The organism is Neorhizobium galegae (assembly GCF_017877055.1).
Classification (GTDB): Bacteria; Pseudomonadota; Alphaproteobacteria; order Rhizobiales; family Rhizobiaceae; genus Neorhizobium; species Neorhizobium galegae_D.
Genome location: NZ_JAGIPG010000003.1, coordinates 483,224 through 507,319 on the forward strand (window position 1 = coordinate 483,224; position 24,096 = coordinate 507,319).

Genomic DNA, 24,096 nt, shown 5'->3' on the forward strand with positions numbered 1-24,096 from the left:
ATCTCAAAAGCCCGTTCCCCGGTTTCCACCGGCCGAGCGGGCGATGCATAACGGGTAGAACAGCATGACCACCAAGGCGGAATGGCAGCGGATCCCGCTGATCGTCTCCTTTCCGGAGACCGCGAAATATACCGAGACCTACGGCTTTGCGGGCAATTCCGGCAAGGTGAACCTCGAAGGCCAGCTTCTGCGCGGCGGCAACGCGCCGTCGAAAACGGTCTACGTCTTCATGCACCCGACCTCGACGCTGCAGCTCCTGCCGATGCCCACCGCGCTCGCCGATGCCGGTCTGCACGTGTTGTGCGCCGCCAGCCGCTATCCGAAGAACGACACCGCCCTCATCATGGAAAAGGTGGCGATCGATCTTGGCAAATGGCTCGACTATGCCCGTGGCGAACTGGGCTACGAGAAGGTCGTGCTGGTCGGCTGGTCAGGCGGCGGTTCGCTGTCGCTGTTTTACCAGGCGCAGGCCGAGAACCCGACGATCACCCACACGCCGGCCGGCGACGAGGTCAACCTCGTCCACGCGGGACTGAAGCCCGCCGACGGCGTGATCTTCATCGCCGCCCACCTGTCGCGTGCCGAAACGCTGACCGAATGGCTCGACCCGTCGGTTCTCGACGAGCTGAACCCGGATCTCCGCGACCCGGAATTCGACATCTATTCGCCGGACTGCCCGCACCAGCCCCCTTATTCGGCGGAATTCATCCAGCGGTTCCGCGCCGCCCAGGTCGCCCGTAACCGCAAGATCACCCATTGGGCGCTCGATATGCTGGCGGAACTAAAGCGCCGCGGATCGTTCGAACAGGAACGTGCCTTCGTCGTCCACCGCACCATGTGCGACGTGCGCTGGTTCGACGGCACGATAGACCCGAACGACCGGCCGATCGGCAAGAGCTATATGGGCGATCCGCGCACGGTGAACGTCGGTCCGGTCGGGCTTGCCCGCTTCACGACGCTGCGCTCCTGGCTTTCGCAGTGGAGCTACGACCTCTCGAATGCCAAGGGTCCGATGAACGCGGCGCTGATAAAGCGCTCGCCGGTGCTACAGATCGAGAACAATGCCGACGAGGCGGTTCCAGCGACACATAATCCGACGATCCGGGCGGCGCTCGCGACCGAAAACAAGGAATACATGACCATCCCCCATGCGACCCATTATTACCTCGGCCAGCCGGAGCTTCTCAAAGCCTGCATCGACCGGGTGATCGACTGGAGCCGCCGCCAGGGATTGTTGGCTTGAAAGACAAGCCGGAGCTCGTCGGGAGCGGGCGCCGGACCATCGGGAGGCTTGACCGTGAGCTTTAATGAAAAGCACCACCGTCCATTCCGGAACGGTGGTGCTCCAATTTCATCTTCCGCCTTCACAGCAGGGTCAGGGACCGGCGATTCGTCCGGCCCCCAATTGGCTACCTCAAGCCGCCGCCGACTTCCTGGCGATCATGCCGGCCTTCTTCTTCACCCATGCCTTCATGGCATCATGGGCTTCCGAAGCCGCTTGTTCCAGATAGCCCGGCTCTTCGGTGCGGGCGGTGATCTCAAGGCGCAGGCCGTTCGGGTCGAAGAAGTAGATCGAGTTGATGAACTCGTGGTCGATGACGTCGGTCGTCTTCACGCCGGCGTCCTGCAGCCGCTTCTTGAACTTCAGGACCTCCTCGACGGAATCGACTTCCATGGCGAAGTGCTGGACCCAGTCCGGCGTATTCGGCGAGGGGAGTGGCATGGTGTTTTCGCCGAGGTCGAAGAAGGCCATGTAGGAGCCGTCGCCCATCTCGAAGAAGAAATGCGCATAGGGCTTTTCTTCGCCCGTCGACGGCACCTTGTCGGCGGTCATGCAGTTGACCAGCGGCAGGCCAAGCAGGTCCTCGTAGAACTTGCGGGTCTCTTCGCCATCGCGGCAGGGGTAGGAAAAGTGATAGAGTTTGCGAAGCTTCGGTGCGTCAACCATGGTGGTTCCTCCATATCCAGGCTTGTTGCATTGGTCGTGATGGTAGGCCTTTGCCGACCCTCCCATGTCCACCTCCAGGGTGGACATGCCCAGCACAGATTCGTTCCCGACCTTGGAGGCGTCAATGCCTGCTCCTGATGGAGACAACGTGACCGTGATGGCGGCCCTCATGGACGAAGTCGGGGAGCCCGGCTTCCCGGAAAAATTCCTGGAAACCCTGCGCGGCATTGCCGGCACCGATTTCTGTTCCGCTTTCCAGGCCGAGGAAGACGGATCGCTCACCTATCTCTTTGCCTGTGGCTACCACTCGACCATTCCAGGTTTTGCCGAGCGCGCCTCGCTCGATTATGCCCGCCGTTACTGGCTACGCGATCGGGTGACCCGCCAGATGCTGAACGGTGGACCTGGACTTGCCAAGGTGCAGGTCATTCGCCAGGCCTGGAACGGCATCCGCGACCCCGAATACCGCCGCGACTGCTACGAGCGAGCCCATGTGCTCGAACGCTTGACCATCTATCACTCGGAGGAGCCTCGGATCTTCGCCAGCCTCTATCGCACCCGCGAAAGCGGCCCGTTCCCGCTGGCTGCGGTCGAACGGTTAGAAGCCTTTGCCGCGCTGTTGATGGCCATGGTCGTCAAACACGTGCGCCTGCTGGGCCGGTCGCAGACGGCGCCGTTGCATCCGCCGCAACAGGAGATCGCGGGGCGGCTGCTGCAGGCAGGATTTGCACTTTCGAGCCGCGAGGCAGAGGTTTCCGCCGGCCTGCTGCTCGGCCGCACGCATCGGGAAATTTCAGAAAAGGTCGGCCTCGCGCTTTCGAGCATCGTCACCTATCGTCAGCGCGCCTATCGCAAGCTGGGGGTCAACGACCGCCGCGGCCTCGAAGCGCTTTATGAAGGAATTTCGCGCGTTTAGCGCATCAGTTCGAGGAGGGATTTTTCAGATGATTTCGATCAAGGATCGTGTTGCCATTGTCACAGGCGCCAGCTCAGGCATCGGCTGGGGTATCGCCAAGGCGATTGCTGCCGAAGGCGCCATAACCGTGCTTGCTGCCCGTAGCGTCGACAAATTGGAAAAGTTGGCCGCCGAGATCGAGGCCGAAGGTGGCCAGGCGCTCGTCTTGCCGACCGATGTTACCGACGACGCGCAGGTCGAAAAGCTGTTCGCCACCGTCAAGCAGAAATACGGCCGCCTCGACATCCTGATCAACAACGCCGGCATAGCCGACCATACGCCGGTCGAAAAACTCACCAACGAACGCTGGCACGAAGTGATCGGGGCGAACCTGCACTCGGTCTTCTATTGCAGCCGCGCCGCCTTCGTCATCATGCGGGACCAGAAGCGCGGCCGGATCATCAACATGGGCAGCCTGTCGTCCAAGGTGCCGCGCGGCCACACCGCCGCCTATACGGCGAGCAAGTTCGCGCTTGAGGGCCTCACCCGCTCGCTCGCCGTCGACGGTCGTGAGCATGGCATCGCGGTCTCCATGGTGCATCCGGGCTCGACGGTCAGCTCGCTGGTTCCCGGCGTCACCGACAAGGTCAGACCCGCAACGATGATGCCTCTGGACGTGGCGCGGATCGTCGTGCTGATGGCGACGCTGCCAGATGACGTGAACCTTTACGAAAGCATCATCCTGCCGGTCGAAATGCCGTTCCTCGGCCGCGGTTAAGCATCGGTTCAGCACGTCGTGAAGCGGGGTCCTTTTCGTAAGGACTGAAACGGAAAGCCGCTTGACGCATATTCGGGTCCCTGATATCCATTTTCCCAGTAGGGAGAATTTGCTATGGAAAACCAGACCGAATCGGCTGCCGCCAGCCAGAACAATGGCAAGTGGGGCGAATATGTTACCGTGGATTTCGACGAGGGCATCGCCTGGGTGACGCTCAATCGTCCGAAGCAGCGCAACGCCATCAACCCGGGCATCGTCTGGGAAATGAACGCCATCATGGATGCGCTGGAAGAAGACGACCGCTGCAAGGTGATGGTCGTCACCGGCGCCGGCGAATCCTTCTCGGCCGGCATGGACCTGAAGGAATATTTCCGCGCCACCGACAAGGTGCCGCCGATCCAGCGCGAACGCCTGTTCCGGGCGAACGCCGCTTGGCAGTGGCGCCGGATGATGTATTTCCCGAAGCCGACCATCTCCATGGTCAACGGCTGGTGTTTCGGCGGCGCCTTCCAATTCCTGGTCGGCTGCGACCTGGCCATCGCCTCGGAAGACGCCATCTTCGGCCTTTCGGAAATCAACTGGGGCATCATCCCGGCCGGCATCGTCACCAAGTCGGTACTGGAGACGATGAGCTTCCGCGACGCGATGTATTACATCATGACCGGCGAGACGTTTACCGGCCAGCAGGCCGCTGAAATGAAGCTGGTCAACAAGGCCGTTTCGCCGGACGAGCTGAAGGCCGAGACACGCAAGCTCGCCATGACCCTGATCGGCAAGAACCCTTTCGTGCTGCGCCAGGCCAAGACCGCTTGCCGCTTCACCCGCGATCTCACCTGGGAACAGGCCGGCGAATACCTGATGGCGAAGTCCGACCAGACGGAACTGCGCGATCCGGACAACGGCCGCAACACCGGCATGAGTCAGTTCCTGGACGAGAAATCCTTCCGCCCGGGCCTTGGTGCTTACCGTCGCGATTAAGAAGTGGCTCCCATGGCTGATACGATGACCACAGCTCCCAAGGCGCTCGATCCGGCCAAGCCGTTCGATCTTGACCGCCTGCTGCGCCCACGATCCATCGCGATCGTGGGCGCGTCGCCGGATCCCGCCTCGATCGGCGGCGGCGTGCTGGCGAACCTCGAGCTCTTCAAATATGCCGGCGAGCTGCATCTCGTCAGCCGTTCGCGCGACGAGATCAACGGCCGCCGCTGCGTGAAGACCATCGGCGACTTGCCGAACGGCATCGATGTGGTGATCCTCATCGTGCCGCAGGCAGCGATCAAGGAATCGGTCCTTGCTTGCGTCGAGCGCGAAGTCGCGGGCGTCGTCGTCTACTCGTCCGGCTTTGCCGAAGCCGGCGAAGACGGTCGCAGACAGCAGGACGAACTTGCCGAGATCTGCCGCAAGGCGGGCATGGCCATGCTCGGGCCCAACTGCATGGGCTATACCAATTATGTCGACGGCATTCCGCTAACCTTCGAGCCGGTCGATTTGCGCGGCGTCGGCGAGCGCGCCCGCGTCGCGATCGTAGCCCAGAGCGGCGCGACGGCCGCCAACATCCGCTTCGCCATGCATTCCCGCGAAATTGCGGTCTCCTATGTCATCGCCACCGGCAACGAGGCGGCGCTCGCGGCTGAAGATCTGGTCGCCTGGCTGATCGAGGATAAGGACAACGCAGTCGTCGCGGTCTATGTCGAACAGGTCAAGAACCCTCAAAAGTTTCTCGCCGTCGCACGGCGCGCCCGCGAACTCGGCAAGCCGATCGTCATGCTGCATCCCGGCTCGAGCGAGCGCGGCAAGCAGGCGGCGCAGTCGCATACCGGCGCGCTCGCCGGCGACCATGCTCTGATGCAGACGGCGGTGCGCAACGAGGCCGTCGCGTTGGTCGAGACGACCGACGAACTGTTCGACGTCACCACGATCCTCGCCCGTTATCCATCGCCGCCACCGGGCGAGGCGGGCATCGTCACCAATTCCGGAGCCATCCGCGGCCTCTGCTTCGATTTCTGCGAACGCGTCGGCCTGCCGATTGCGACGCTGTCGGAGGAGGTACATGCTGAGCTCACCACGCAGGTGCCGCCTTACGTCCATGTCGACAACCCGTTCGACATCGGCACCACCGGTTTTTCCAATCCCGCTATCTTCGGCACCTCTACGGCATCCATGCTGAAGGACCCGAGCGTCGGCATCGTCTTCCTGTCGCATGCCGGCGGCTCGCCGCCGATGCAGATCAAGAAGTCGGACGCGATCATCCCGGTTGCGGCGACCGCCGAGAAGCCTGTGATCCTCAATATCATCGGCGACGACTATCCGCTCGATCCGACCTTCATGAAGGCCGTGCGCGACAGCGGCATCCCGTTCTTCCGCTCGCCGGAGCGCGCATTGCGCGCCATGGCGGTGGTCATGAACTATGCCGCCGCGCTTGCTGCCACTCGGGACCGAGCGCCGGAAGGCGAACGGATGAAGCAGGTCCCGGCCTCCGGCCTTGTCGTCGAATACGAAGGCAAGCGGATTCTCTCCGAACTCGGTATCCAGATCCCCAAGGGCTCTTTGGCGAAATCTGCCGGCGAAGCGGCAAGGATCGCCGCCGAAATCGGTTATCCGGTGGTGATGAAGGCGCAGGCGGCCGAACTGGCTCACAAGAGCGATGTCGGCGGCGTGATCGTCAACATCGCCGACGAGGCGGCGCTGCGCACGGCTCATGAGAAGATGTATGCCAGCATCGCCACGCATAAGCCGGGCCTGAAACTCGATGGCGTGCTGATCGAGGGCATGGCTCGCCCAGGCCTCGAAATGGTGGTGGGCGCCAAGCGCGATCCGCAATGGGGTCCTGTCGTGCTCGTCGGTCTCGGCGGCGTCTGGATCGAGGCGCTGGCGGACGCCCGCTTGCTGCCGGCTGATATCAGCCGCGAGCGGGCAATCGCCGAAATCCACAAGCTGAAGGCATCGAAGCTGCTTGGGGCCTTCCGTGGCCAGCCGGCACGCGATGTCGAAGCGATTGCCGACGTGGTCGTGAAGCTCGGCGGGCTCATGCGCTCGACGCCGGAGATCGTCGAAGTCGATATCAACCCGCTCGTTGTCTATGGCGAGGGGGACGGGGTTCTGGCTCTCGACGCGCTATTCGTGGTGCGATGAGGCGCTGGCCGGCGTCGATATTCTGCAAGAAGGCCGATCAGGCTCTGCCGTCATCCTCGGCCTTGTGCCGAGGATCTGCAATATCAGCAGTTGAGATGCTCGGGACAAGCCCGAGCATGACGATGGGGAGCCGCGGGCCCAGGCCAAAACCGGGTGAGGACACAGGCCCTCGCTTCGATATTCGAAAGCCGTCGCGAGGGAGGAAACCGTGATGCAGACCCAACCCTATGGTGAATTGAGGCTCTTTGTGGATGGCGAGTGGTTAGGCTCCGAAGGCCGGGTGACGGAAGACGTCATCAATCCGGCGACCGGCGAGCCGATCGGCGCCCTGCCGCATGCGACCCTGGAAGACCTCGAGCGGGCCGTGGCAGCTGCCACCCGTGAATTCAAGGCATGGAAGGCGACGACGGCCTACGACCGCGCCAAGGTCATTCGCAAGGCTGCCGATATTCTGCGCGAACGGGCGAACGAGATTGGCCGGCGCATGGTGCTCGACCAGGGTAAGCCGCTCGGCGAGGCGATTCCGGAAGTCCATATCTCGGCGGACATTCTCGACTGGACCGCCGACGAGGGCCGCCGCACCTACGGCCGCATCGTGCCTTCGCGTGTGCCGGGCGCCCGCTGGATGGTCACCAGGGAACCGGTCGGTCCCGTCGCCGGCTTCACGCCCTGGAATTTCCCGGGCGTCATTCCAGCGCGAAAAATTTCCGCAGCACTTGCAACCGGCTGCACCATGGTCATCAAGCCCTCGGAAGAGACGCCTTCGACCGTGCTCGAAATTGCCCGCGCGCTGCAGGATGCAGGCCTACCGAATGGCGTATTGAACGTGGTCCACGGCAGGCCGGGAGACGTCTCCGAACACCTGATCGCCTCGGACGGCATCCGCAAGATCACCTTCACCGGCTCAACCGCCGTCGGCCAGCATCTCGCCGTTCTCGCCGCCAAGGCCGGCGTCAAGCGCGCCACGATGGAACTCGGCGGTCATGCGCCCGTGCTGATCTTCGGAGATGCCGATATCGACCACGCGATCCGCGTCATGGTCCATGCGAAATACCGCAACGCCGGCCAGGTCTGTATCTCGCCGACCCGATTCTACGTGCATGACAGCGTCCACGACAAGTTCGTCGACGGTTTTGCCAAGGCGGCGTCGGCTCTGAAAGTCGGCGATGGCCTCGATCCGTCGAACCAGATGGGACCGCTCGCCAACAGCCGTCGCGTGCCCTCCATGGAACGCATGGTGGCGGATGCCGTGCAGCGCGGCGCCACGGTCAAGGCCGGCGGCGAGCGGGGCAGCAATCGCGGCTATTTCTTCCAGCCGACGGTTCTCGCCGACGTGCCGCAGGATGCGATCATCATGAATGACGAGCCCTTCGGCCCGGTCGCGGTCACCGCCCGCTTCACCTCCTTCGACGAGGTGATCGAACAGGCGAACAGGCTGCCTTACGGCCTTGCATCCTATGCCTTCACCCGGTCGAGCCAGACCGCCGCGATGGTGAGCGACGCGCTCGAGGCCGGCATGGTCGGTATCAACAACAATTTCATCTCGATGGCGGAAACGCCGTTCGGCGGCGTCAAGCAGAGCGGTTACGGCTCGGAAGGCGGTACCGAGGGCATGGACGCCTATCTCGTCACCAAAATGACCAGCCTTTCATAAGGTCCGGAACCTTTCAGGAGAACACGATGACCATTGAAGCAAGTGATCTGGGCGGAGAGAACGTCAAGGTCGAATTCGAGGACGGCATTGCCTGGGTAAAGCTGAACCGTCCGGACAAGCGCAACGCCATGAGCGTCGGCCTGGCCGAAGACATGATCCGGGTGCTCGACGCGCTAGAAATCGACGACCGTGCCGGCGTCGTCATCCTGACCGGCGAAGGCGAGGCCTTTTCCGCCGGCATGGACCTCAAGGACTTCTTCCGCGCTACCGACGGCGGCTCCGACATCCAGCGCATGCGTGCCTACCGCTCCACCCGCGCCTGGCAATGGCGCCTGCTGATGCACTACGCAAAGCCGACCATCGCCATGGTCAACGGCTGGTGTTTTGGCGGCGCATTCACCCCATTGATTTGCTGCGACCTCGCGATCGCCTCCGAAGACGCCGTGTTCGGCCTCTCGGAAATCAACTGGGGCGTCATCCCCGGCGGCGTTGTCTCCAAGGCGATCTCCACGCTGATGAACGATCGCAAGGCGATGTATTATGTCATGACCGGCGAAAAGTTCGGCGGCAAGATGGCCGAGCAGCTCGGCTTGGTGAATGAGGCGGTGCCGGCCGACAAGCTTCGCGAACGCACTGTCGAAATCGCCCGTGTGCTCCTCGAAAAGAACCCGACCGTGCTGCGTCAGGCCCGCATGGCATACAAGTACGTGCGCGAGATGACGTGGGAGGAGTCTGCGGAATACCTGACCGCCAAGGCCGACCAGACGACTTTCGTGGACCCGGAAAAGGGGAGAGAGAAGGGGCTTTCGCAGTTTCTCGATACCAAGACCTATCGCCCGGGGCATGGGGCTTACAAGCGCGAGGAGTAAGACGGCCACCCATTCCACATTCTCCTCGTTCGTAGAGTTCGCTGAACCACCCCCTCTGTCAGTTCCGCTGACATCTCCCCCCGCTAGGGGGAGAAGGGCGCGCATCCAACCACGAGACTAACCCATGGACCTGAACTATTCGGACGAGCAGCTTCTGTTAAAGGAAAGCGCCGAACGTTTCCTGAAGGACCGTTACGACTTCGAGAAGCGAACCAGGATCCTTGCCTCCGAAACCGGCTTCGATGCCGGTATCTGGTCCGAGATGGCCGATCTGGGCTGGCTGGCGCTGCCGTTTGCGGAAGAAAACGGCGGACTCGGCGGTGGGGCGGTAGAGATCTCGCTGATCATGGAAGCGATCGGCCGTACGCTGGTGGTCGAGCCCTATCTCGCGTCCGTCATTCTCGCGGGCGGGCTGGTGGAAAAGCTGGGCTCCGAAGAACAGAAGGCGGAAATCCTTGGGCAGTTGATCGCCGGTACGTCGCGGCCGGCGCTGGCGCATGCCGAACGGCGGACCGGCGTCGACCTCGGCAATATCGCTGCCACCGGGACGAAGAAGGGTGAGAATTACGTCCTCTCCGGCGAGAAACCCCTCGTACTGGGTGGGCCGTTCGCGGATATCTTCATCGTTTCCGCCAGGCTGGGTGGCAACACCAATCCGGAGAGGGCGATCGGGCTCTTTGCAGTGCCGGCCAATGCAGCCGGTCTGACACGTACCGAAGTCAAGCTTGTCGACGGTAGCCGCGCCAGCGATCTCGTCCTCGACAATGTCTCCGTCCCTGCCTCCGCCTTGCTCGATGCGGACGCCGATACACTGGCTGAAATCGAAGCCGCCTATGACCGCGCCAATGCGGCGCTTTCCTTCGAAACGGTCGGCATCATGGATGCGCTGATGGATGCCACCGTCGCCTATACCAAGGAGCGCGTCCAGTTCGGCAAGCCGCTCGCCTCCTTCCAGGCGCTGCAGCACCGCATGGGCGAGATGGCAGTGAAATGCCAGGAGGCCCGCGGCTCGGCGCTGCTCGCCACGCTTTCCGTCGATGCGCCGCGTCCGATGCGCATCCGCGGCGTTTCAGGCGCCCGTGCCAAGATCGGCAAGGTTTCCCGCTCCGTCGCGCAGGAAGCCATCCAGCTGCACGGCGCCATGGGCTTTTCCGAGGAAATGCCGATCGGCGCCTGGTTCCGCCGGCTCTACGCGATCGAAAACACCTTCGGCACCACTGCCGACCACCTGAAGCGATATGGCGAGATCATTCGTGACACCAAGGTGCTTTCCGGCAGCCTGCTGCGCACAGGGGATACCGACCAGCCGGAGCTGAGGGAAGGCATGAACCTTCGGATGACGGAAGAAGAGGTCCGTTTCCGCGACGAGGCGCGGGCTTTCCTGGAAAACCACCTGGACGAGGACCTGAAGCGCGCCGAGCGGCTGAACCCGAGCTTCCTCGCCGACCCGGCGATCGGTCTGAAGTGGCAGGCAAAACTCAACGACAAGGGCTGGGTCGCCCCATCCTGGCCGAAGCAATATGGCGGCACCGGCTGGACGCTTGCGGAACGCTACATCTTCGATCAGGAATGCGAACGCGCCGGCGAGCCGCATTTCCGCGGCGCCTCGATCAAGATGATCGCCCCGGTCATTATGCGTTACGGCAACGATGCGCAGAAGGATTTCTACCTGCCGCGCATTCTGAGCGGCGAGGATGTCTGGGCACAGGGCTATTCCGAACCGGGCTCCGGTTCCGATCTGGCCTCCCTGAAGACCAAAGCGGTACTCGACGGCGACCACTATGTCGTCAACGGCTCGAAGATCTGGTCGACGCTGGCGCACCACGCCACGCGGATGTTCGCGCTGGTGCGCACCGCCGACACGGGCAAGAAACAGGAAGGCATCACCTTCATCCTAATCGACTTGAAATCGCCAGGTGTCACCATTCGGCCGATCCGCTCGATCTGCGGCACGCACGAGTTCAACCAGGTCTTCTTCGACGACGTGAAAGTGCCCGTATCCGATCGCATCGGCGAAGAGGGCGAAGGCTGGGACATCGCCAAATACCTGCTCGAGTTCGAGCGGGGCGGGGCCTTTGCCGGCGGCGTGCTGCGCTCTATGCTGGCTCGCCTGCACCGGCTCGCCTCCGAACCGCTGCCCGACGGTCGGAAGATGTTCGACGATCCGCTGTTCATGGCGCGGTTTGCGGAAATTGCCACGGATGTGGACGCCAACGACATGCTGGAGCTCGCGGCCATGTCAAAAGTTCAGGCAGGCGGCAATCCGGGCTCGGTGCCCTCCTCGACGATGAAGATCGAGCGCAGCCGCATCCGCCAGTCGATCGCCGAACTCGCCGCGTCGATCCTCGGCCCTGATGCACTGCGCTGGGAACAACATCGACCGCTTCACGAACTGCCGGAAGAGGCGGAAATCGCCGAGGAGCGCAAGGTCGCCTCCGCAGTCTATTTCAACTCCCGCTCCCAGAGCATTTTCGGTGGCAGCAACGAGATTCAGCTGGAGATTATCGCAAAGACCCTGCTGAGATGAGCATCTTCTGAAACCATATCCTATCCAGCGCGTTACCGGCCGAACCTATCAAACCGGAGAACGCCCGTTGGATATCATCCGCATTCTGCTCGCCTTCATCCTGCCGCCGCTCGGCGTGTTCCTGCAGGTCGGGCTCGGGCTGCATTTCTGGCTGAACATTCTGCTCACCCTCTGCGGCTGGCTGCCGGGCATCGTGCACGCGCTGTGGGTTATCCTCAAGAAATAACCGGATCGATACCCGCATCGCCTGTGAATGGAGGGCGACTCGGAGCCCTCAGGCGGCGATGTCGGCGATCTCGCCCGACTGCCAGAGGATGCGCGGATCGGACATGTCGCCGCTTTCCATGTCGACCTGAACCGAATAGGCCGCGACCCCCACGAAACGGTCAGCCATGGCGCGGGCGATCTTCTCGGCGGAAGCGGCATTCGAGGCCACGCGCATCTCGCCAGGCGTCACGTTGCCCCGGACTTTCTTGAACGGCAGCACGATGAATTTTTCTGACCTGGACATGGCGTTTCCTTCTTCGGCGCCACTCTGTCGATATGCGCGCTGCGAAGTCAACAGCGGCCATCAGAATAGCCCGTTACCCCAAGTTGGCTCGAGTTTGCACCATCGGAATAGTGGCTCCGTTTCAGTGGCTCCGGTTTGATCGGGAGGAAGACCGGGTCTTCTACCAACTTGAAGGCGAGAAGCTGAAGGCGCTGGCCGGTCTGGGATAGCTATCCCTTATGGCCCTGATATTGCGGCAGGTCGTCGGTGATCTCGTACCAGGGCGCCTTCGAACCAACGAAGATATGGTGCGTCGGCCGGATAGTCGGGGCATCGACCAGCGTGCCCATCGCCACATGCACCCAGGCCGCCTCTCGCACCTGTGAATAGAGAAGCGAACCACAGGCCTTGCAATGGGCGTCATGGTTTTCGGCATCCCCGAAGATCAGCAAGCCATCTCCATCCTTGACCACCGTAAACTTCTGCCGCTCGATGCCGGCGAAGGGCTTGAATGCGGAACCGGTGGTGCGGCGGCAATTAGAGCAATGGCAATTGGCGGCGTAGACGAAGGCGTCCTCCACCTCGTAGGCGACCGCGCCGCAATAACATTTCCCGGTTAACCTCGTCATGTCGCCGATCTCGTCCAGATACCAATTGATAGGTGGAGCTCCAGGCCGCAGCCGAAGCAGCAGCGGGTTCCCATCGCAGATTACGCAGGGCAGCTGCGCAGAAAAGTCCCATCACCGAAAGTTGAAGGCCTGCTCGCGGAGGAGAGTCGCCCTCGGTCGCCTCTGTGTTACAGTTTTAAGAAATCGATAACGCAGTGATTGGATTGCCAATGCTTACAACACTCGCGATGCTCATGAGCCTTTCCGCCACTGCCACCGCCCCGATGGTCGCGCAACAGAGGGGAGGTGAAGTCGATGTGGAACTGGTCCTCGCGGTCGATACATCCCGCTCCATGGATTACGAGGAGGTCCGTGTCCAGCGCGAGGGTTATGTCGAGGCGCTCAAGCACAAGGAATTCATCGACGCAGTCAAGACCGGGCTGACGGGCCGCATCGCCATCAGCTATTTCGAATGGGCGGGTGACGTGGTGCCGGATTCGATCATCGATTGGACCGTCATCGAAAACGAGCAAGACGCAATCAATTTTGCCGCCAAGCTCGAAGCCCGGCCGATCAATACCCAGCGCCGCACGTCGATTTCGGCCGCGATCGCCCAGGGAGCGACGATGATCGTCGCCAATTCCTATCGTGGCATGCGGCAGGTGATCGATGTTTCGGGCGACGGCCCGAACAATTCCGGCAACCCGGTCGTGCCGGCTCGCAACAAGGCCATGGAGGCAGGCATCGTCATCAACGGCCTGGCGATCATGCTGCGCCCTTCGGGCGCGGCCGGTGGGCTCGACAAATATTACGGCGACTGCGTCATCGGCGGACCTGGTTCCTTCGTGCTGCCGGTTAACAAAATCGAGGATTTTGCCGTCGCCGTGCGCCGCAAGCTTGTGCTCGAGATCAGCGGGCTCACGCCGCGCACAACCGTGCAGAAGGCGGCCGCCAACCAGCCTTCCAGCGACTGTCTGGTTGGTGAAAAGCAGTGGCAGGACCTGTTCGATAGGTGACGCCTTTCCCAAGTCCTCAATTGGCCGGAACATTCCACCCGATTTGCGAGTTTCTTTCCGCTTTTTCGTAAAAGGGGAGGGAGCCGGCGTTGAACGGTGTCAGGGCGGAACGGGGCGATGGCGCAAGCGAAAGCCGAAGTTTCCTGATCGGTCTCGGACGTGGCGCTGCCGGCGCCATGCTGTTCGGCATCCCGATGCTGATGACAATGGAGCTCTGGCAGCTCGGTTTCTACATCGAACGCTGGCGCCTGTTCCTGCTGCTGATCGTCAACATTCCGCTACTTATACTGCTCGCCCACCGGATCGGTTTCGAGCGTACCTCCACCGTAGCGGAAGCCTGTCGCGACGCGACCATCGCCTATGGCCTGGGCATCGTCATAAGCGCGGCGGTCCTCATCATGCTCGGGGATATCAAGCCCCACATGCCGCTCTCCGAAATACTCGGCAAGATCGCGATACAGTCCGTGCCGGCAAGCATCGGTGCGCTGCTCGGCCGTTCCCAGCTCGGCGGACAGGCCGGGAAGGAGGAAGACCAGGACGACGAGGAGGAGGATGAGGAGGAAGGCGCGGTGCCTGACGAAATTTCCACCAGCTACAGCCGTGAACTTTTCCTGATGGCGGTCGGTGCACTCTTCCTCAACCTCAACGTCGCGCCGACAGAGGAGATCATCCTGATCGCCTATAAGATGACACCCTCGCATGCGCTCGTCACCATCTGCGTATCGATCGCCATCATGCACGGGTTTGTCTATGCCGTCGCCTTCAAGGGCACCCATGAAATTTCGGAGGAGACGCCGTGGTGGCACGCCTTCTTCCGCTTTACCCTGCCAGGCTACATGGTCGCCATGCTGATCAGCCTCTACGTGCTGTGGACCTTCGGCCGGCTGGACGATACGGGGCCGACCCAGATGCTGATGTCGGCGATCGTCCTGAGTTTCCCCGGTGCCATCGGGGCTGCCGCCGCCCGCCTCATCCTGTAGCGAGTGAACTCCCATGACAACCACAGCCAACAAACGCCACAGAGAAGTCAAGGAACCGCACTGGATCGAATGGGCGACCGGCGTGATTTCGGCGCTCGTTGTCGTCGCCACGATCGCCTGGGTCGCCTATGAGGCCTGGACGTACGCGGATATGCAGCCGGAATTCTCAATCGCCATCACCGAGAGGCGCCAGACCGAAGGCGGCTACCGTATCGCCTTCGATATCGCCAACAAGGCGACGGCGACGGCTGCTGCCGTTACCGTACGTGGCGAAATCCTGGATGGCGGCAACATAGTCGAAGACGCCGACGTCACCTTCGACTATGTGCCGGCGGAATCCAAATCCTCCGGCGCCATCCTGTTTTCTCAGGATCCGGGCGCTCGGGAGGTACGGGTCCGGGCGGTCGGATTTATCGAGCCGTGAGGGATTGTAGGGGGCATTCCCAGCAGGTCGCCGGGTTACCCCGGCGCCGCGGAGATGTAGCGTCTGGCGATCATCCAGCACGCCAGTGCCCAGGTCGCGCCGGCGCACCAGCCGCCGAGGACGTCGGTCGGGTAGTGGACGCCGAGATAGACACGGCTGAAACCGATGATGAATGTCAGGAAGATCGCCGCGCCGAGCAGGAAGATGCGGGTCGAACGGTAAGGTTGGGCGCGCGACAGCAGAGCGCCGAGCGTCAGATACGTAACGGCCGACAGCATGGCGTGGCCGCTCGGGAAACTGAGGTCGTGCACCTCGACCAGGTGCGGCACGATATCCGGCCGCGGACGTGCCACGCCGAGCTTCAGCAGCGAACTCAAAAGCCAGCCGCCGGCGATCGACAGGAACATGAAGAGAGCGATCGCCTTTTGCCGCGACAGCAGGAGGAAGACGGCTCCCATTGCGGTCATCAGGGTCAGCACGGTGACCCCGCCGAGCGCCGTGATGTCTCCCATCGCATGATTGAGCCAATAGGGGCCGAGCGGCGTCGCAAGATCTGTGGCATTGCGCAGGGCCAGAAGGATTTTTTCGTCGAAGGCGTGAGTCTCGCCTTCCAGCACCTCGTCGGTCAATCTGAAGAAAACGAAAAGCCCACCTGCCAGAAAGGCGATCATCATCAAGCCGATCGGCTCGAAAGTCATGACCCTTTCGACCACTCTGCGTGTGATGCGCTGATGAAATGCCATCCAAACTCCCTGTCCAATTTCAGTTTACGACCGACCGCATCGCGCGAAGCGGCCGATCCATCGAAGGCGGCTGAACGATCCTGTACCGGGCCTCGATCAATCCGTAGAGACCGAAGGCGAAAAGTCCGATCGCCGCCAATCCGTAGAGGATCGCCCCGAAGGGAAGCGCGCGCACCCACGCGAGCGCATCCGCCAACCCGCCGGCCTGGTTTGGATCCACGGTGAAGGCGGCATAAACGAAGAACCCGCCGATAATGAGGAATATAATGCCGCGCGCCACGAGGCCGTAGGTGCAGATGCCGTTGAGCACGGTCCGCTGTTCGAAGCCGCTTTCGAGATAGCGAAGATACCCCCGTTTTATGCCCTTGGCCGCCTGGGCGCAGCCGGTACCGATGATTGCAAGGCCCACGCCTGCGACGAGATAGCGCCCGAACGGCTGCTGCATCAACCAGGCGGTCCAGCTTTCGCGGTCGCCGGACGATCCTGCGCCGAAGCCGAGATGCAGGGCCTGACCGACCGCATAGAAGGCGAGACCTGTATAGGTCGCGGCACTGACGAGAAGACCAACCCTGACCAGATATCCCTTCGCATTGTTCTGATGTCGGTCGGTGTTGAGGATCGATTGCGCCACTCTCCAGAGGATGAAGCCGATCAGGCCGATGCCGATCACGCCGAGCCAGATTTGCCCAAGAGGCTGTCCCAATACGATCTGCAGCGCGGATTTTGAATCCGGCTCCCCGCCGCCGAGGGTCGAGAGCGATGCCATGCCGGCGATCAGGACATATACGATCCCCCTGGCTGCATACCCGGACCTCGCCAGCCATTCCAGTTTCCTGTCCTTGTCCATCCCGGTCTCCTCGAAAGATCCAGGAACGTGCCTGGATGACCGCGGTTCCGGAAGGTTTGTCGAGGCCCCGGTTTCTCTTTCCGACCGCAAGCCCGACCACGCCTATCCAAATACGGTGAAACGCTGGCGCAGGTGGCGGCGGAACAGAGCCAACTCACGCTTGGAACAATTCAGTGATAATTCGTGTGCAGCGGACGTTGGATCATTCTTCCGCCACATGCGTTTCCCAACTCTGCCAAACCCGCTCGAGTCTCAACCAAGGGCGGCTGAATAATTAAAGGAGTATAGGGATGAAGAAGATTGTTGCCGTGGCGCTCGCCGCTTTACCGGTCGTGACCAGCGCCGGAGCCGCCTTCTCCGCTGATGTGATCGCCCGCCGGGATCGTGTCCCGGTTTATGAGGAGCAGGATCAGCGCGGTGGCGTTCGTATCGGATACCTCGATTGCTCGATCGGCGGTGGCGTCGGTTACGTGCTCGGTTCCGCCAAGGAAGCCGACTGCGTCTTCACCACTGCAATCGGCAGCGAGCCGCTCGACCGTTACACCGGCGTCGTGCGCAAGATGGGTGTTGATCTCGGCTTCACCACCCGTTCGCGGCTGATCTGGGCGGTCTTTGCCCCGACCGCCGGTTACCACCACGGTTCGCTCGGCGGCCTCTATCAGGGTGCAACCGCGGAGGCTACCGTCGGAGCCGGCATCGGCGCCAACATCCTCGTCGGTGGTACCGCCGGCTCGATCCACCTGCAGACGGTGAGCGTCACCGGCCAGCTCGGCCTGAATGTCGCCGCCACCGGGACCTCGGTCACGCTGACGCCGGCGGGCTGAGCATCATTCCATGCCTCCCCCTTCCCGAGACACGGGGAGGGGCCTAGATATAAGGTAGACACGTTGTGGGCATGAGCTCTCTGGCCTCTTGCTCCACGCTGTTCACATTCATACCTTAAAGAGGTTATGATACGCCTCTTGCAGACCCTTGCGGGGCTCCGGACCGCGTATTGCCTCATCAGGATTTGCGTCATGGATATCGCGAAAAGTTTACGGTCGGTCGTGGCCGTGCGTGCTTCAATTCCGGACAACGCCTTTACGGCCAATACCCTCGGCACCCGCCGGGAGGGAAGCGGCGTGGTGATCCGCGAAAACGGGTTGGTTCTGACGATCGGTTACCTGATCACTGAAGCAGAAGACGTCTGGCTGACACGCCAGGACGGCCGCGTCGTACCGGCCCATGCGCTTGCCTATGATCAGGAAAGCGGCTTCGGCCTCGTGCAGGCCATGGCGCCGCTCGATCTGCCGGCGCTTCAGATCGGCGATTCCGCAACCGCGACGCTTGGCGATCCAATCATCTTCGCCGATGGCGAGGGAGAATATGTGCGCGGCAATATCGTCGCCAAGCAGGAATTCGCCGGATATTGGGAATATCTGCTGGATGAGGCTATTTTCATCGCGCCCGCTCATCCTTCATGGGGAGGTGCTGCGCTGATCGATACGGAAGGCAAGCTGCTTGGGGTCGGATCACTGCGCCTGCAGATGAGCCGCGGCGGCGAGATCGCCGACATCAACATGGTCGTGCCGGTCAATCTTCTGAAGCCGATCCTCGACGATCTCCTCAATCGAGGCGAGTTCAATCGCCCGCCGCGCCCCTGGCTCGGCGCCATGTCGGCCGAAAGCAATGGCGAAGTGGTGGTCATGAGCGTCACCGAAAACGGCCCGGCAGCAAAGGCTGGCCTCAAGCGCGGCGACGTTATTTCGGAGATACGCGACGGTGAAGTCGATGGGCTCGCGGACTTCTACCGCAAGATCTGGGAGAGTGGCCCCCCAGGTGCGGAAATCCCCATGCGCATCCTGCGCGACGGGCGGGAGGCCTGGCTTCGGGTGAAGTCCGCCGATCGGAACGATTTTCTGAGGAAGCCGCAGCTGCAGTAAGCACTGGGCGTGTTTAAGGGCGAGGAGCAAACGCCGGGCGTTTGGCTACCGCACCAGGATTGCCCGGAAATCATTGACGTTGGTCCCGGTTGGTCCCGTCTCGAACACGTCGCCAATTGCGGAAAACCCGGAAAAGCTGTCGTTCCCGTCGAGCAGTTTGCGGCCGTCCAACCCGCTTGCCCGCAGACGCCTTGCCGTCGTGCCATCCGCAAACGCGCCAGCATTGGTCTCGGAGCCGTCGATACCATCCGTATCGGCAGCGAGTGCGGTGATCTCGTGTCCGTCGATCGCCAGCGCCAGAGCGAGCGCGAATTCACCGTTACGTCCGCCCTTGCCGGCCTTGCTTCGCAGCGTCACCGTCGTCTCGCCTCCGGACAGGAGAACCGCCGGCTTTGCGAACGGCCGGTCGCGGAGCGACACCTCGCGCGCAATGGCTGCATGCACCAGAGCGACGTCGCGGGCTTCACCTTCGATGGAGTCGGAGAGGATATAAGGCGTAACGTCATGGGCGCGGGCGACTTCGGCGGCGGCTTCCAACGACACGCCGGCCGACGCGATGACGAAATGTTCGTGCCGGGCAAAGCCCGGGTCCTCCGGCTTCGGCGCGTCGGCAGCCGGCGAGTTCAGATGCACGATCATCGCCTCGGGCAGTTTCAGCTTGTATTGCTCGACGATGGCGAGCGCATCGTGACGCGTCGAGGCATCCGGAATGGTTGGGCCGGAGGCGACGAAGGCTGGGTTGTCGCCAGGGATGTCCGAAACGATCAGGCTGACGACACGCGCCCGGGTCGCGGTCGCAAGCCGGCCGCCCTTGATGGTGGAGAGATGTTTGCGAACCACGTTCATGGCGGAGATCGGCGCGCCGGAGGCAAGCAGCATCTCGTTCAACGCGATCTCGTCCTCCAGCGTCAGGCCTTCCGGCGGCGCGGGCAGCAGGGCCGAGCCGCCGCCGCAGACAAGCGCGATGACGAGGTCGTTTTCGGACAGGCCGGAAATCGTCTCGACCAGCCGTTTTGCGCCGGCAAGGCCGGCGGCATCGGGCACCGGATGCGAGGCTTCCAGGATCTCGATCGACGTCGTTTCGCAGCCATAACCGTAACGGGTCACGACCACACCGGTGAGCGGTCCGGTCCACACGCCCTCGAGCGCGGCGGCCATCTGGGCCGCGCCCTTACCCGCGCCGATGACCACGGTACGGCCGTTCGCCGGCGGGGCGGGCAGGTGTTTCACGATGCCAGTCAGCGGATCGGCGGCCTTCACGGCTGCGGCAAACAACGCCTCAAGCAGTTCCCGGTCGATCATCGCGACTTCCTCTTCTCCTCACGCGAGCCCTTTCGATCACGGCAGGCAACAGCCGTCAACCGGGCTTGATCGCGCCAGGAGCTTTGACGCGGAACAAAGCGAGCGAGTGTCGGTTGTCCCACGGGCTCAGCGAAATGAAGGAGCGAAGATATGGGTGAACATCTGAAAGAAGCCGGTTACCCGGGCCAGATCGACATCGGCGGCGACAGGTCGCCCGTGACTTACAAGTTGAAAGCCAGCAAGGAGGACGACGGCGCGTTCCATGTGGCGGTGAGCCTCAGCGCCCCGCGCGACTGGCTGCTGAAGCACGGGTTTCGTAAAGAGGCGACGCTGGTACGCCAGGGCGGCGCCGAGATGCCGGTGCATTTCGAGGAAACCCTGAACGTCGCCGACAATATCTCGGTCACGCTGCGTGCCGACGACGCCGTGATCGCCTCGATGGACGAACTGCGCCGCACGTTCCCGGAGCTGCGGCCGACATAAAATCGCCCGTCCCCGTTTGCGCGGAAGAACCGCAGCGTATACTCGCTGGCCCGGCCGATCGTTCGGTCGGGCATTTTGGCAGTTGAGGCGACGAGATTTTGGAGACAGCTGAACAGACGGCGCGATCCTGCGGCACCTGCACGCTCTGCTGCCGGCTACCGGAAATAGCGGCACTGGAAAAGCCGGCCGACGCCTGGTGCGGGCACTGCTCGGAAGGGCAGGGCTGCGCAATCTATCCCGACCGCCCTCAGCTTTGCCGGGATTTCCTCTGTCGGTGGATGAGGGATCCCGACGTCTCCGAGGCGTGGAAGCCGCTGACGTCTAAAATGCTGGTCTATGATCAGGGGCCGCAGGTGACGGTCCTGGTCGATCCCGACCATCCGACGATCTGGCAACAGGAGCCGTATTCTTCCGATCTCAAGGAGTGGGCTCAGGCCGCCGAGGCGCGCGGCCACTATGTCATCCTGTTCTGCGGTGACGATGTGGTGAAGATCGAGCCGGGAGTCACCGCATGGGCATGATTTCCGCGGCCGCCTGGCGGATGGTCTGCATCAGGATCGACAGTGGCGTGGAGGGACTGGCGTCGGCGCGGATGGTGAGGCCGACCGGGCCGCGGGTCTCGCTGGTTTCGATCGGCAGCGTCGCCAGAATCCCATCCTCGATGTCGGCGGCGACCACTCCGGCCGAGATGATCCAGATCGCATCGCTCGACCGTACGAAAGCACGGCCGAAGGCGTCCGAGACGGTTTCCACCTGGGTTGGAATGCTCGCGACGCCGTTGGCGATCAGGAACTGTTCGACTGAAGGCCGGATGATCGAACCACGCGTCGGCATCAGCACCGGGTAGTCGGCGAAACCCTCGAATATCGATCGCTTGCCGTCGAGCAGAGGGTGCCGGGTACGGACGGCGAACACGACCTGTTCCGAATAGAGATGTTCGAAAGACAGGCCGGTCATCTTTTCGGGCAACGCCAGACGGCCCACCACGAGGTCGAGCTCGCCGACACGGAGCTGTTCCATCAAAACGGCATTATCTCCCGTCACGATCTTGACGCGGCTACCGGTCTTTTCGGCGAGGAACAGCGCCATGGCGCGCGGCATAATGCGGGTGGAAACGGTCGGAAGTGCACCGATTCGGACCGGCGGCGCGGAATCGAACAGTTCCTGCGAGACGGAATCCACGCCTTGCCGGAGCGCCGTTAGCGCCGCGCCCGCGTGGCGCAGGAACACCTCGCCATAGCGGGTGATCCGGATGCCGCGGCCGTCGCGCTCGAACATGGCGACACCCAGCGCCTCTTCGAGCTCGCGTATGGTCTTGGTGACAGCCGGCTGGCTAACATGCAGGATTTCGGCTGCCTTGACCACGCTTTTCTGGCGCGCGACCTCGACGAATGTATGCAAGTGCCGAAACTTGACTCGGGAATTGATCAAGATCAAATAACCCTGTGGTTAGGGGATTATGCTGAAATATCATTTTACCTAACCGGAAACTAGTGCAATCTATCAAAGCGAGAGGAGGCGCTGATGCAGTTTGTACACATCGACGACATTGTGATCCACTACGACATCCAGCGCGCAGGTGACGACAAGCCCGTCCTCGTGTTCATCAATTCGCTCGGAACCGACAGCCGCATCTGGCATCACGAACTGCCGAAGCTTGCCGGGGACTATACGATCCTCACCTACGACAAGCGCGGCCACGGGCTTTCCGGCCTTGGCAGTCCGCCCTATTCGATCGCTGACCATGCGGCGGATCTCGCCGGTCTGCTCGATCACCTGCAGCTTAGCCAGGTCATCGTTTGCGGCCTTTCGGTCGGCGGGCTGATTGCTCAGGGGCTGTATGCGACCCGCCCGGACCTGGTGAAAGCGCTGATCTTCTCTAACACCGCCCATAAGATCGGCACGGGTGAGTCCTGGGCGGCGCGCATTACCGCGGTGGAGACGAACGGCATAGGCAGCATTCTCGACGCGATCATGGAGCGGTGGTTCACCGCGCCGTTCCGCAGACCGGAGAATGCCGCCTACCAAGCCTATTGCAACATGCTCGTGCGCCAGCCGACCTTCGGCTACAGCGGCACTTGCGCGGCGATCCGCGACGCGGATTTCACCGAGGCCGCGAAGAAGATCGCCGTGCCGGTGCTCTGCATCGTCGGTCGCGAGGACGGTTCGACGCCGCCCGAAGTCGTCAAATCGCTCGCCGACCTGATCCCCGGCGCACGTTACGAAATCATCGAGGGCGCGGCGCATATCCCCTGCGTCGAGGCGCCTGCCGCCCATGCCGCGCTGATCCGCGGTTTCATCGAACAACTCGAGGAATAGATATATGGCCGATCCTGCCGCGCCATCGCAACGTTACGCTCAGGGCATGAAGACCCGCCGCTCGGTGCTGGGCGATGCCCATGTGGACCGCGCCCAGGCAAACCAGACGCCGTTCGACGAGCCGTTCCAGGAGATGATCACCGAGGGCGCCTGGGGCACGGTCTGGTCGCGACCGAACTGGAGCAAGCGCGAGCGCTCGATGGTGACGATCGCGCTTCTGGCCGCACTCGGCCATCATGACGAGGTTGCCATGCATATCCGCGCAACCGCCAATACGGGTGCGACGAAGGACGATATCCGCGAAGCTCTGATGCATGTGGCGATCTATGCCGGCGTTCCGGCTGCCAACCATGCCTTCAAAATCGCCAAAGCCACTTATGCTGAAATGGACGCGGACAAGGCCGCGGGAGAGCAAAAATGAAAAACACACCCCCAGAAACGACACCCTTCTTCGCCCGTGACAGGGATTGGCATCCGCCGGCATTCACGCCGGGCTACAAGACCTCGGTGCTGCGCTCGCCCCAACGCGCGCTGATTTCGCTCGAAGGCACCAAGAGCGAGATCACCGGCCCGGTCTTCGGCCATAACATCCTCGGCGAGTTCGACAACGACCTGATCGTCAATTACGCCAAGCCCGGCGAAATGGCGCTCGGCGAACGCATCCTCGTCTACGGGCGCGTCATCGACGAGCGCGGCCATGGCGTTCCGGGCGCATTGGTGGAATTCTGGCAGGCCAATGCCGGCGGCCGCTACCGTCATAAGAAGGAAACCTATCTCGCGCCGCTCGACCCGAACTTCGGCGGTTTCGGCCGCACGATCACCGACGAGAACGGCGGTTACGCCTTCAAGACCATCAAGCCCGGCCCGTATCCGTGGCCGAACGGCGTCAACGACTGGCGCCCGGCGCATATTCACTTCTCGGTCTTCGGCCACGGCTTTGCCCAGCGCCTGATCACCCAGATGTATTTCGAGGGCGATCCGATGATCTGGATTTGTCCCATCGTGAAGACCATCCCGGATGAGAACGCGATCAAGGGCCTGATCGCCGCGCTCGACATGCAGAACACCATCCCGCACGACATGCGGGCCTATAAATTCGATATCGTCCTGCGCGGCCGCCGCTCGACATTCTTCGAGAACCGTAAAGAGGGCAACTGAG

At 62.3% G+C, this 24,096-nt stretch carries 26 protein-coding genes; 19 read left to right on the top strand and 7 right to left on the bottom strand.

All coding sequences use genetic code 11. The features are described from left to right. Positions 1-64 precede the first annotated feature (64 nt). Positions 65-1,243, top strand: a complete 1,179-nt coding sequence (locus J2857_RS21435; protein WP_210012113.1) for an alpha/beta hydrolase — start codon at positions 65-67, stop codon at positions 1,241-1,243. Positions 1,244-1,414: 171 nt separating this feature from the next. Here J2857_RS21435 and J2857_RS21440 read toward each other — a convergent pair whose 3' ends face one another. After that, a complete protein-coding gene (locus J2857_RS21440; protein ID WP_210012114.1) occupies positions 1,415-1,948 on the bottom strand; it encodes a VOC family protein in 534 nt (177 codons plus the stop codon). Between the two features lie 124 nt (positions 1,949-2,072). Between J2857_RS21440 and J2857_RS21445 the strand changes: the two genes are divergently transcribed. From J2857_RS21445 to J2857_RS21485, 8 genes are all read left to right on the top strand, one after another. Beyond that, positions 2,073-2,864 (top strand): helix-turn-helix transcriptional regulator, encoded by a 792-nt coding sequence (locus tag J2857_RS21445; protein WP_210012115.1) that lies wholly within the window; start codon positions 2,073-2,075, stop codon positions 2,862-2,864. 28 nt (positions 2,865-2,892) lie between these two features. Next, on the top strand, positions 2,893-3,621 hold the full coding sequence (locus J2857_RS21450) for an SDR family oxidoreductase (protein WP_210012116.1): 729 nt from the start codon (positions 2,893-2,895) through the stop codon (positions 3,619-3,621). A gap of 114 nt (positions 3,622-3,735) precedes the next feature. Beyond that, positions 3,736-4,599, top strand: coding sequence for a p-hydroxycinnamoyl CoA hydratase/lyase (locus J2857_RS21455; RefSeq protein WP_210012117.1), 864 nt, complete (start codon positions 3,736-3,738; stop codon positions 4,597-4,599). 12 nt (positions 4,600-4,611) lie between these two features. After that, positions 4,612-6,753 (top strand): acetate--CoA ligase family protein, encoded by a 2,142-nt coding sequence (locus tag J2857_RS21460; protein ID WP_210012118.1) that lies wholly within the window; start codon positions 4,612-4,614, stop codon positions 6,751-6,753. A 211-nt stretch (positions 6,754-6,964) separates the two neighbouring features. After that, positions 6,965-8,407 carry an NAD-dependent succinate-semialdehyde dehydrogenase gene (locus J2857_RS21465; RefSeq protein WP_210012119.1) on the top strand — a complete coding sequence of 481 codons (1,443 nt, stop codon included), beginning with the start codon at positions 6,965-6,967 and terminating at the stop codon, positions 8,405-8,407. A gap of 26 nt (positions 8,408-8,433) precedes the next feature. Then, positions 8,434-9,276: a p-hydroxycinnamoyl CoA hydratase/lyase gene (locus J2857_RS21470; RefSeq protein WP_210012120.1), complete on the top strand. Its 843-nt coding sequence runs from the start codon at positions 8,434-8,436 to the stop codon at positions 9,274-9,276. 124 nt (positions 9,277-9,400) lie between these two features. Continuing rightward, complete coding sequence (locus J2857_RS31005) at positions 9,401-11,803, top strand: acyl-CoA dehydrogenase (protein WP_245363648.1); 2,403 nt, start codon at positions 9,401-9,403, stop codon at positions 11,801-11,803. Positions 11,804-11,870: 67 nt separating this feature from the next. After that, positions 11,871-12,029 (top strand): YqaE/Pmp3 family membrane protein, encoded by a 159-nt coding sequence (locus tag J2857_RS21485; protein ID WP_046605997.1) that lies wholly within the window; start codon positions 11,871-11,873, stop codon positions 12,027-12,029. Positions 12,030-12,077: 48 nt separating this feature from the next. Here the strand turns inward: J2857_RS21485 and J2857_RS21490 are convergent, their stop codons facing one another. Next, a complete protein-coding gene (locus J2857_RS21490; protein ID WP_007771449.1) occupies positions 12,078-12,314 on the bottom strand; it encodes a hypothetical protein in 237 nt (78 codons plus the stop codon). A 209-nt stretch (positions 12,315-12,523) separates the two neighbouring features. After that, a complete protein-coding gene (locus J2857_RS21495) occupies positions 12,524-12,922 on the bottom strand; it encodes a GFA family protein (protein ID WP_210012121.1) in 399 nt (132 codons plus the stop codon). 209 nt (positions 12,923-13,131) lie between these two features. Here J2857_RS21495 and J2857_RS21500 point away from each other — a divergent pair, with 209 nt between their 5' ends. The 3 genes from J2857_RS21500 (at position 13,132) to J2857_RS21510 (ending at position 15,321) form a co-directional block, all read left to right on the top strand. Then, a complete protein-coding gene (locus tag J2857_RS21500; protein ID WP_210012122.1) occupies positions 13,132-13,917 on the top strand; it encodes a DUF1194 domain-containing protein in 786 nt (261 codons plus the stop codon). Between the two features lie 89 nt (positions 13,918-14,006). Next, positions 14,007-14,897, top strand: a complete 891-nt coding sequence (locus tag J2857_RS21505) for a TIGR02587 family membrane protein (RefSeq protein ID WP_210012123.1) — start codon at positions 14,007-14,009, stop codon at positions 14,895-14,897. 13 nt (positions 14,898-14,910) lie between these two features. Continuing rightward, complete coding sequence (locus J2857_RS21510; RefSeq protein ID WP_210012124.1) at positions 14,911-15,321, top strand: TIGR02588 family protein; 411 nt, start codon at positions 14,911-14,913, stop codon at positions 15,319-15,321. 35 nt (positions 15,322-15,356) lie between these two features. Here the strand turns inward: J2857_RS21510 and J2857_RS21515 are convergent, their stop codons facing one another. Further along, positions 15,357-16,064 (bottom strand): phosphatase PAP2 family protein, encoded by a 708-nt coding sequence (locus J2857_RS21515; RefSeq protein WP_210012125.1) that lies wholly within the window; start codon positions 16,062-16,064, stop codon positions 15,357-15,359. A gap of 19 nt (positions 16,065-16,083) precedes the next feature. Next, positions 16,084-16,911: a DUF1206 domain-containing protein gene (locus tag J2857_RS21520; protein WP_210012126.1), complete on the bottom strand. Its 828-nt coding sequence runs from the start codon at positions 16,909-16,911 to the stop codon at positions 16,084-16,086. 290 nt (positions 16,912-17,201) lie between these two features. Here J2857_RS21520 and J2857_RS21525 point away from each other — a divergent pair, with 290 nt between their 5' ends. Together J2857_RS21525 and J2857_RS21530 are read left to right on the top strand one after the other, a co-directional pair. After that, positions 17,202-17,735, top strand: a complete 534-nt coding sequence (locus J2857_RS21525) for a DUF992 domain-containing protein (protein WP_046627168.1) — start codon at positions 17,202-17,204, stop codon at positions 17,733-17,735. Between the two features lie 192 nt (positions 17,736-17,927). Beyond that, positions 17,928-18,833, top strand: coding sequence for a S1C family serine protease (locus J2857_RS21530; RefSeq protein ID WP_210012127.1), 906 nt, complete (start codon positions 17,928-17,930; stop codon positions 18,831-18,833). A 45-nt stretch (positions 18,834-18,878) separates the two neighbouring features. On the opposite strand, the gene J2857_RS21535 is transcribed toward J2857_RS21530, so the two are convergent. Continuing rightward, a complete protein-coding gene (locus J2857_RS21535; protein ID WP_210012128.1) occupies positions 18,879-20,135 on the bottom strand; it encodes a glycerate kinase type-2 family protein in 1,257 nt (418 codons plus the stop codon). Between the two features lie 150 nt (positions 20,136-20,285). Here J2857_RS21535 and J2857_RS21540 point away from each other — a divergent pair, with 150 nt between their 5' ends. Together J2857_RS21540 and J2857_RS21545 are read left to right on the top strand one after the other, a co-directional pair. Further along, positions 20,286-20,618 carry a hypothetical protein gene (locus tag J2857_RS21540; RefSeq protein ID WP_210012129.1) on the top strand — a complete coding sequence of 111 codons (333 nt, stop codon included), beginning with the start codon at positions 20,286-20,288 and terminating at the stop codon, positions 20,616-20,618. 98 nt (positions 20,619-20,716) lie between these two features. Beyond that, the gene (locus tag J2857_RS21545; RefSeq protein ID WP_245363650.1) at positions 20,717-21,139 is read left to right on the top strand and encodes a hypothetical protein; all 423 of its coding nucleotides are present in this window, start codon (positions 20,717-20,719) and stop codon (positions 21,137-21,139) included. Here the strand turns inward: J2857_RS21545 and pcaQ are convergent. Beyond that, positions 21,123-22,049, bottom strand: coding sequence for a pca operon transcription factor PcaQ (gene pcaQ, locus J2857_RS21550; protein ID WP_210012130.1), 927 nt, complete (start codon positions 22,047-22,049; stop codon positions 21,123-21,125). The genes J2857_RS21545 and pcaQ overlap by 17 nt on opposite strands. A gap of 93 nt (positions 22,050-22,142) precedes the next feature. Between pcaQ and pcaD the strand changes: the two genes are divergently transcribed. Genes pcaD through pcaH form a run of 3 tightly spaced genes read left to right on the top strand, consistent with a single transcriptional unit; the run spans position 22,143 to position 24,095 of the window. After that, entirely contained in the window at positions 22,143-22,937 is a 795-nt protein-coding gene (pcaD, locus tag J2857_RS21555; RefSeq protein ID WP_210012131.1) for a 3-oxoadipate enol-lactonase, read from the top strand. Between the two features lie 4 nt (positions 22,938-22,941). Continuing rightward, entirely contained in the window at positions 22,942-23,358 is a 417-nt protein-coding gene (gene pcaC, locus J2857_RS21560; protein ID WP_210012132.1) for a 4-carboxymuconolactone decarboxylase, read from the top strand. After that, positions 23,355-24,095, top strand: a complete 741-nt coding sequence (pcaH, locus tag J2857_RS21565; protein ID WP_210012133.1) for a protocatechuate 3,4-dioxygenase subunit beta — start codon at positions 23,355-23,357, stop codon at positions 24,093-24,095. The genes pcaC and pcaH overlap by 4 nt, the downstream gene beginning before the upstream one ends. Position 24,096: the final 1 nt, after the last annotated feature.

What these genes read in the sequence shown, in the direction of transcription:
- J2857_RS21435 (WP_210012113.1), top strand. Translation starts at nt 65, where the DNA reads ATGACCACCAAGGCGGAATGGCAGCGGATCCCGCTGATCGTCTCCTTT.
- J2857_RS21440 (WP_210012114.1), bottom strand. Translation starts at nt 1,948, where the DNA reads ATGGTTGACGCACCGAAGCTTCGCAAACTCTATCACTTTTCCTACCCC.
- J2857_RS21445 (WP_210012115.1), top strand. Translation starts at nt 2,073, where the DNA reads ATGCCTGCTCCTGATGGAGACAACGTGACCGTGATGGCGGCCCTCATG.
- J2857_RS21450 (WP_210012116.1), top strand. Translation starts at nt 2,893, where the DNA reads ATGATTTCGATCAAGGATCGTGTTGCCATTGTCACAGGCGCCAGCTCA.
- J2857_RS21455 (WP_210012117.1), top strand. Translation starts at nt 3,736, where the DNA reads ATGGAAAACCAGACCGAATCGGCTGCCGCCAGCCAGAACAATGGCAAG.
- J2857_RS21460 (WP_210012118.1), top strand. Translation starts at nt 4,612, where the DNA reads ATGGCTGATACGATGACCACAGCTCCCAAGGCGCTCGATCCGGCCAAG.
- J2857_RS21465 (WP_210012119.1), top strand. Translation starts at nt 6,965, where the DNA reads ATGCAGACCCAACCCTATGGTGAATTGAGGCTCTTTGTGGATGGCGAG.
- J2857_RS21470 (WP_210012120.1), top strand. Translation starts at nt 8,434, where the DNA reads ATGACCATTGAAGCAAGTGATCTGGGCGGAGAGAACGTCAAGGTCGAA.
- J2857_RS31005 (WP_245363648.1), top strand. Translation starts at nt 9,401, where the DNA reads ATGGACCTGAACTATTCGGACGAGCAGCTTCTGTTAAAGGAAAGCGCC.
- J2857_RS21490 (WP_007771449.1), bottom strand. Translation starts at nt 12,314, where the DNA reads ATGTCCAGGTCAGAAAAATTCATCGTGCTGCCGTTCAAGAAAGTCCGG.
- J2857_RS21495 (WP_210012121.1), bottom strand. Translation starts at nt 12,922, where the DNA reads ATGACGAGGTTAACCGGGAAATGTTATTGCGGCGCGGTCGCCTACGAG.
- J2857_RS21500 (WP_210012122.1), top strand. Translation starts at nt 13,132, where the DNA reads ATGCTTACAACACTCGCGATGCTCATGAGCCTTTCCGCCACTGCCACC.
- J2857_RS21510 (WP_210012124.1), top strand. Translation starts at nt 14,911, where the DNA reads ATGACAACCACAGCCAACAAACGCCACAGAGAAGTCAAGGAACCGCAC.
- J2857_RS21515 (WP_210012125.1), bottom strand. Translation starts at nt 16,064, where the DNA reads ATGGCATTTCATCAGCGCATCACACGCAGAGTGGTCGAAAGGGTCATG.
- J2857_RS21520 (WP_210012126.1), bottom strand. Translation starts at nt 16,911, where the DNA reads ATGGACAAGGACAGGAAACTGGAATGGCTGGCGAGGTCCGGGTATGCA.
- J2857_RS21525 (WP_046627168.1), top strand. Translation starts at nt 17,202, where the DNA reads ATGAAGAAGATTGTTGCCGTGGCGCTCGCCGCTTTACCGGTCGTGACC.
- J2857_RS21530 (WP_210012127.1), top strand. Translation starts at nt 17,928, where the DNA reads ATGGATATCGCGAAAAGTTTACGGTCGGTCGTGGCCGTGCGTGCTTCA.
- J2857_RS21535 (WP_210012128.1), bottom strand. Translation starts at nt 20,135, where the DNA reads ATGATCGACCGGGAACTGCTTGAGGCGTTGTTTGCCGCAGCCGTGAAG.
- J2857_RS21540 (WP_210012129.1), top strand. Translation starts at nt 20,286, where the DNA reads ATGGGTGAACATCTGAAAGAAGCCGGTTACCCGGGCCAGATCGACATC.
- pcaD (WP_210012131.1), top strand. Translation starts at nt 22,143, where the DNA reads ATGCAGTTTGTACACATCGACGACATTGTGATCCACTACGACATCCAG.
- pcaC (WP_210012132.1), top strand. Translation starts at nt 22,942, where the DNA reads ATGGCCGATCCTGCCGCGCCATCGCAACGTTACGCTCAGGGCATGAAG.
- pcaH (WP_210012133.1), top strand. Translation starts at nt 23,355, where the DNA reads ATGAAAAACACACCCCCAGAAACGACACCCTTCTTCGCCCGTGACAGG.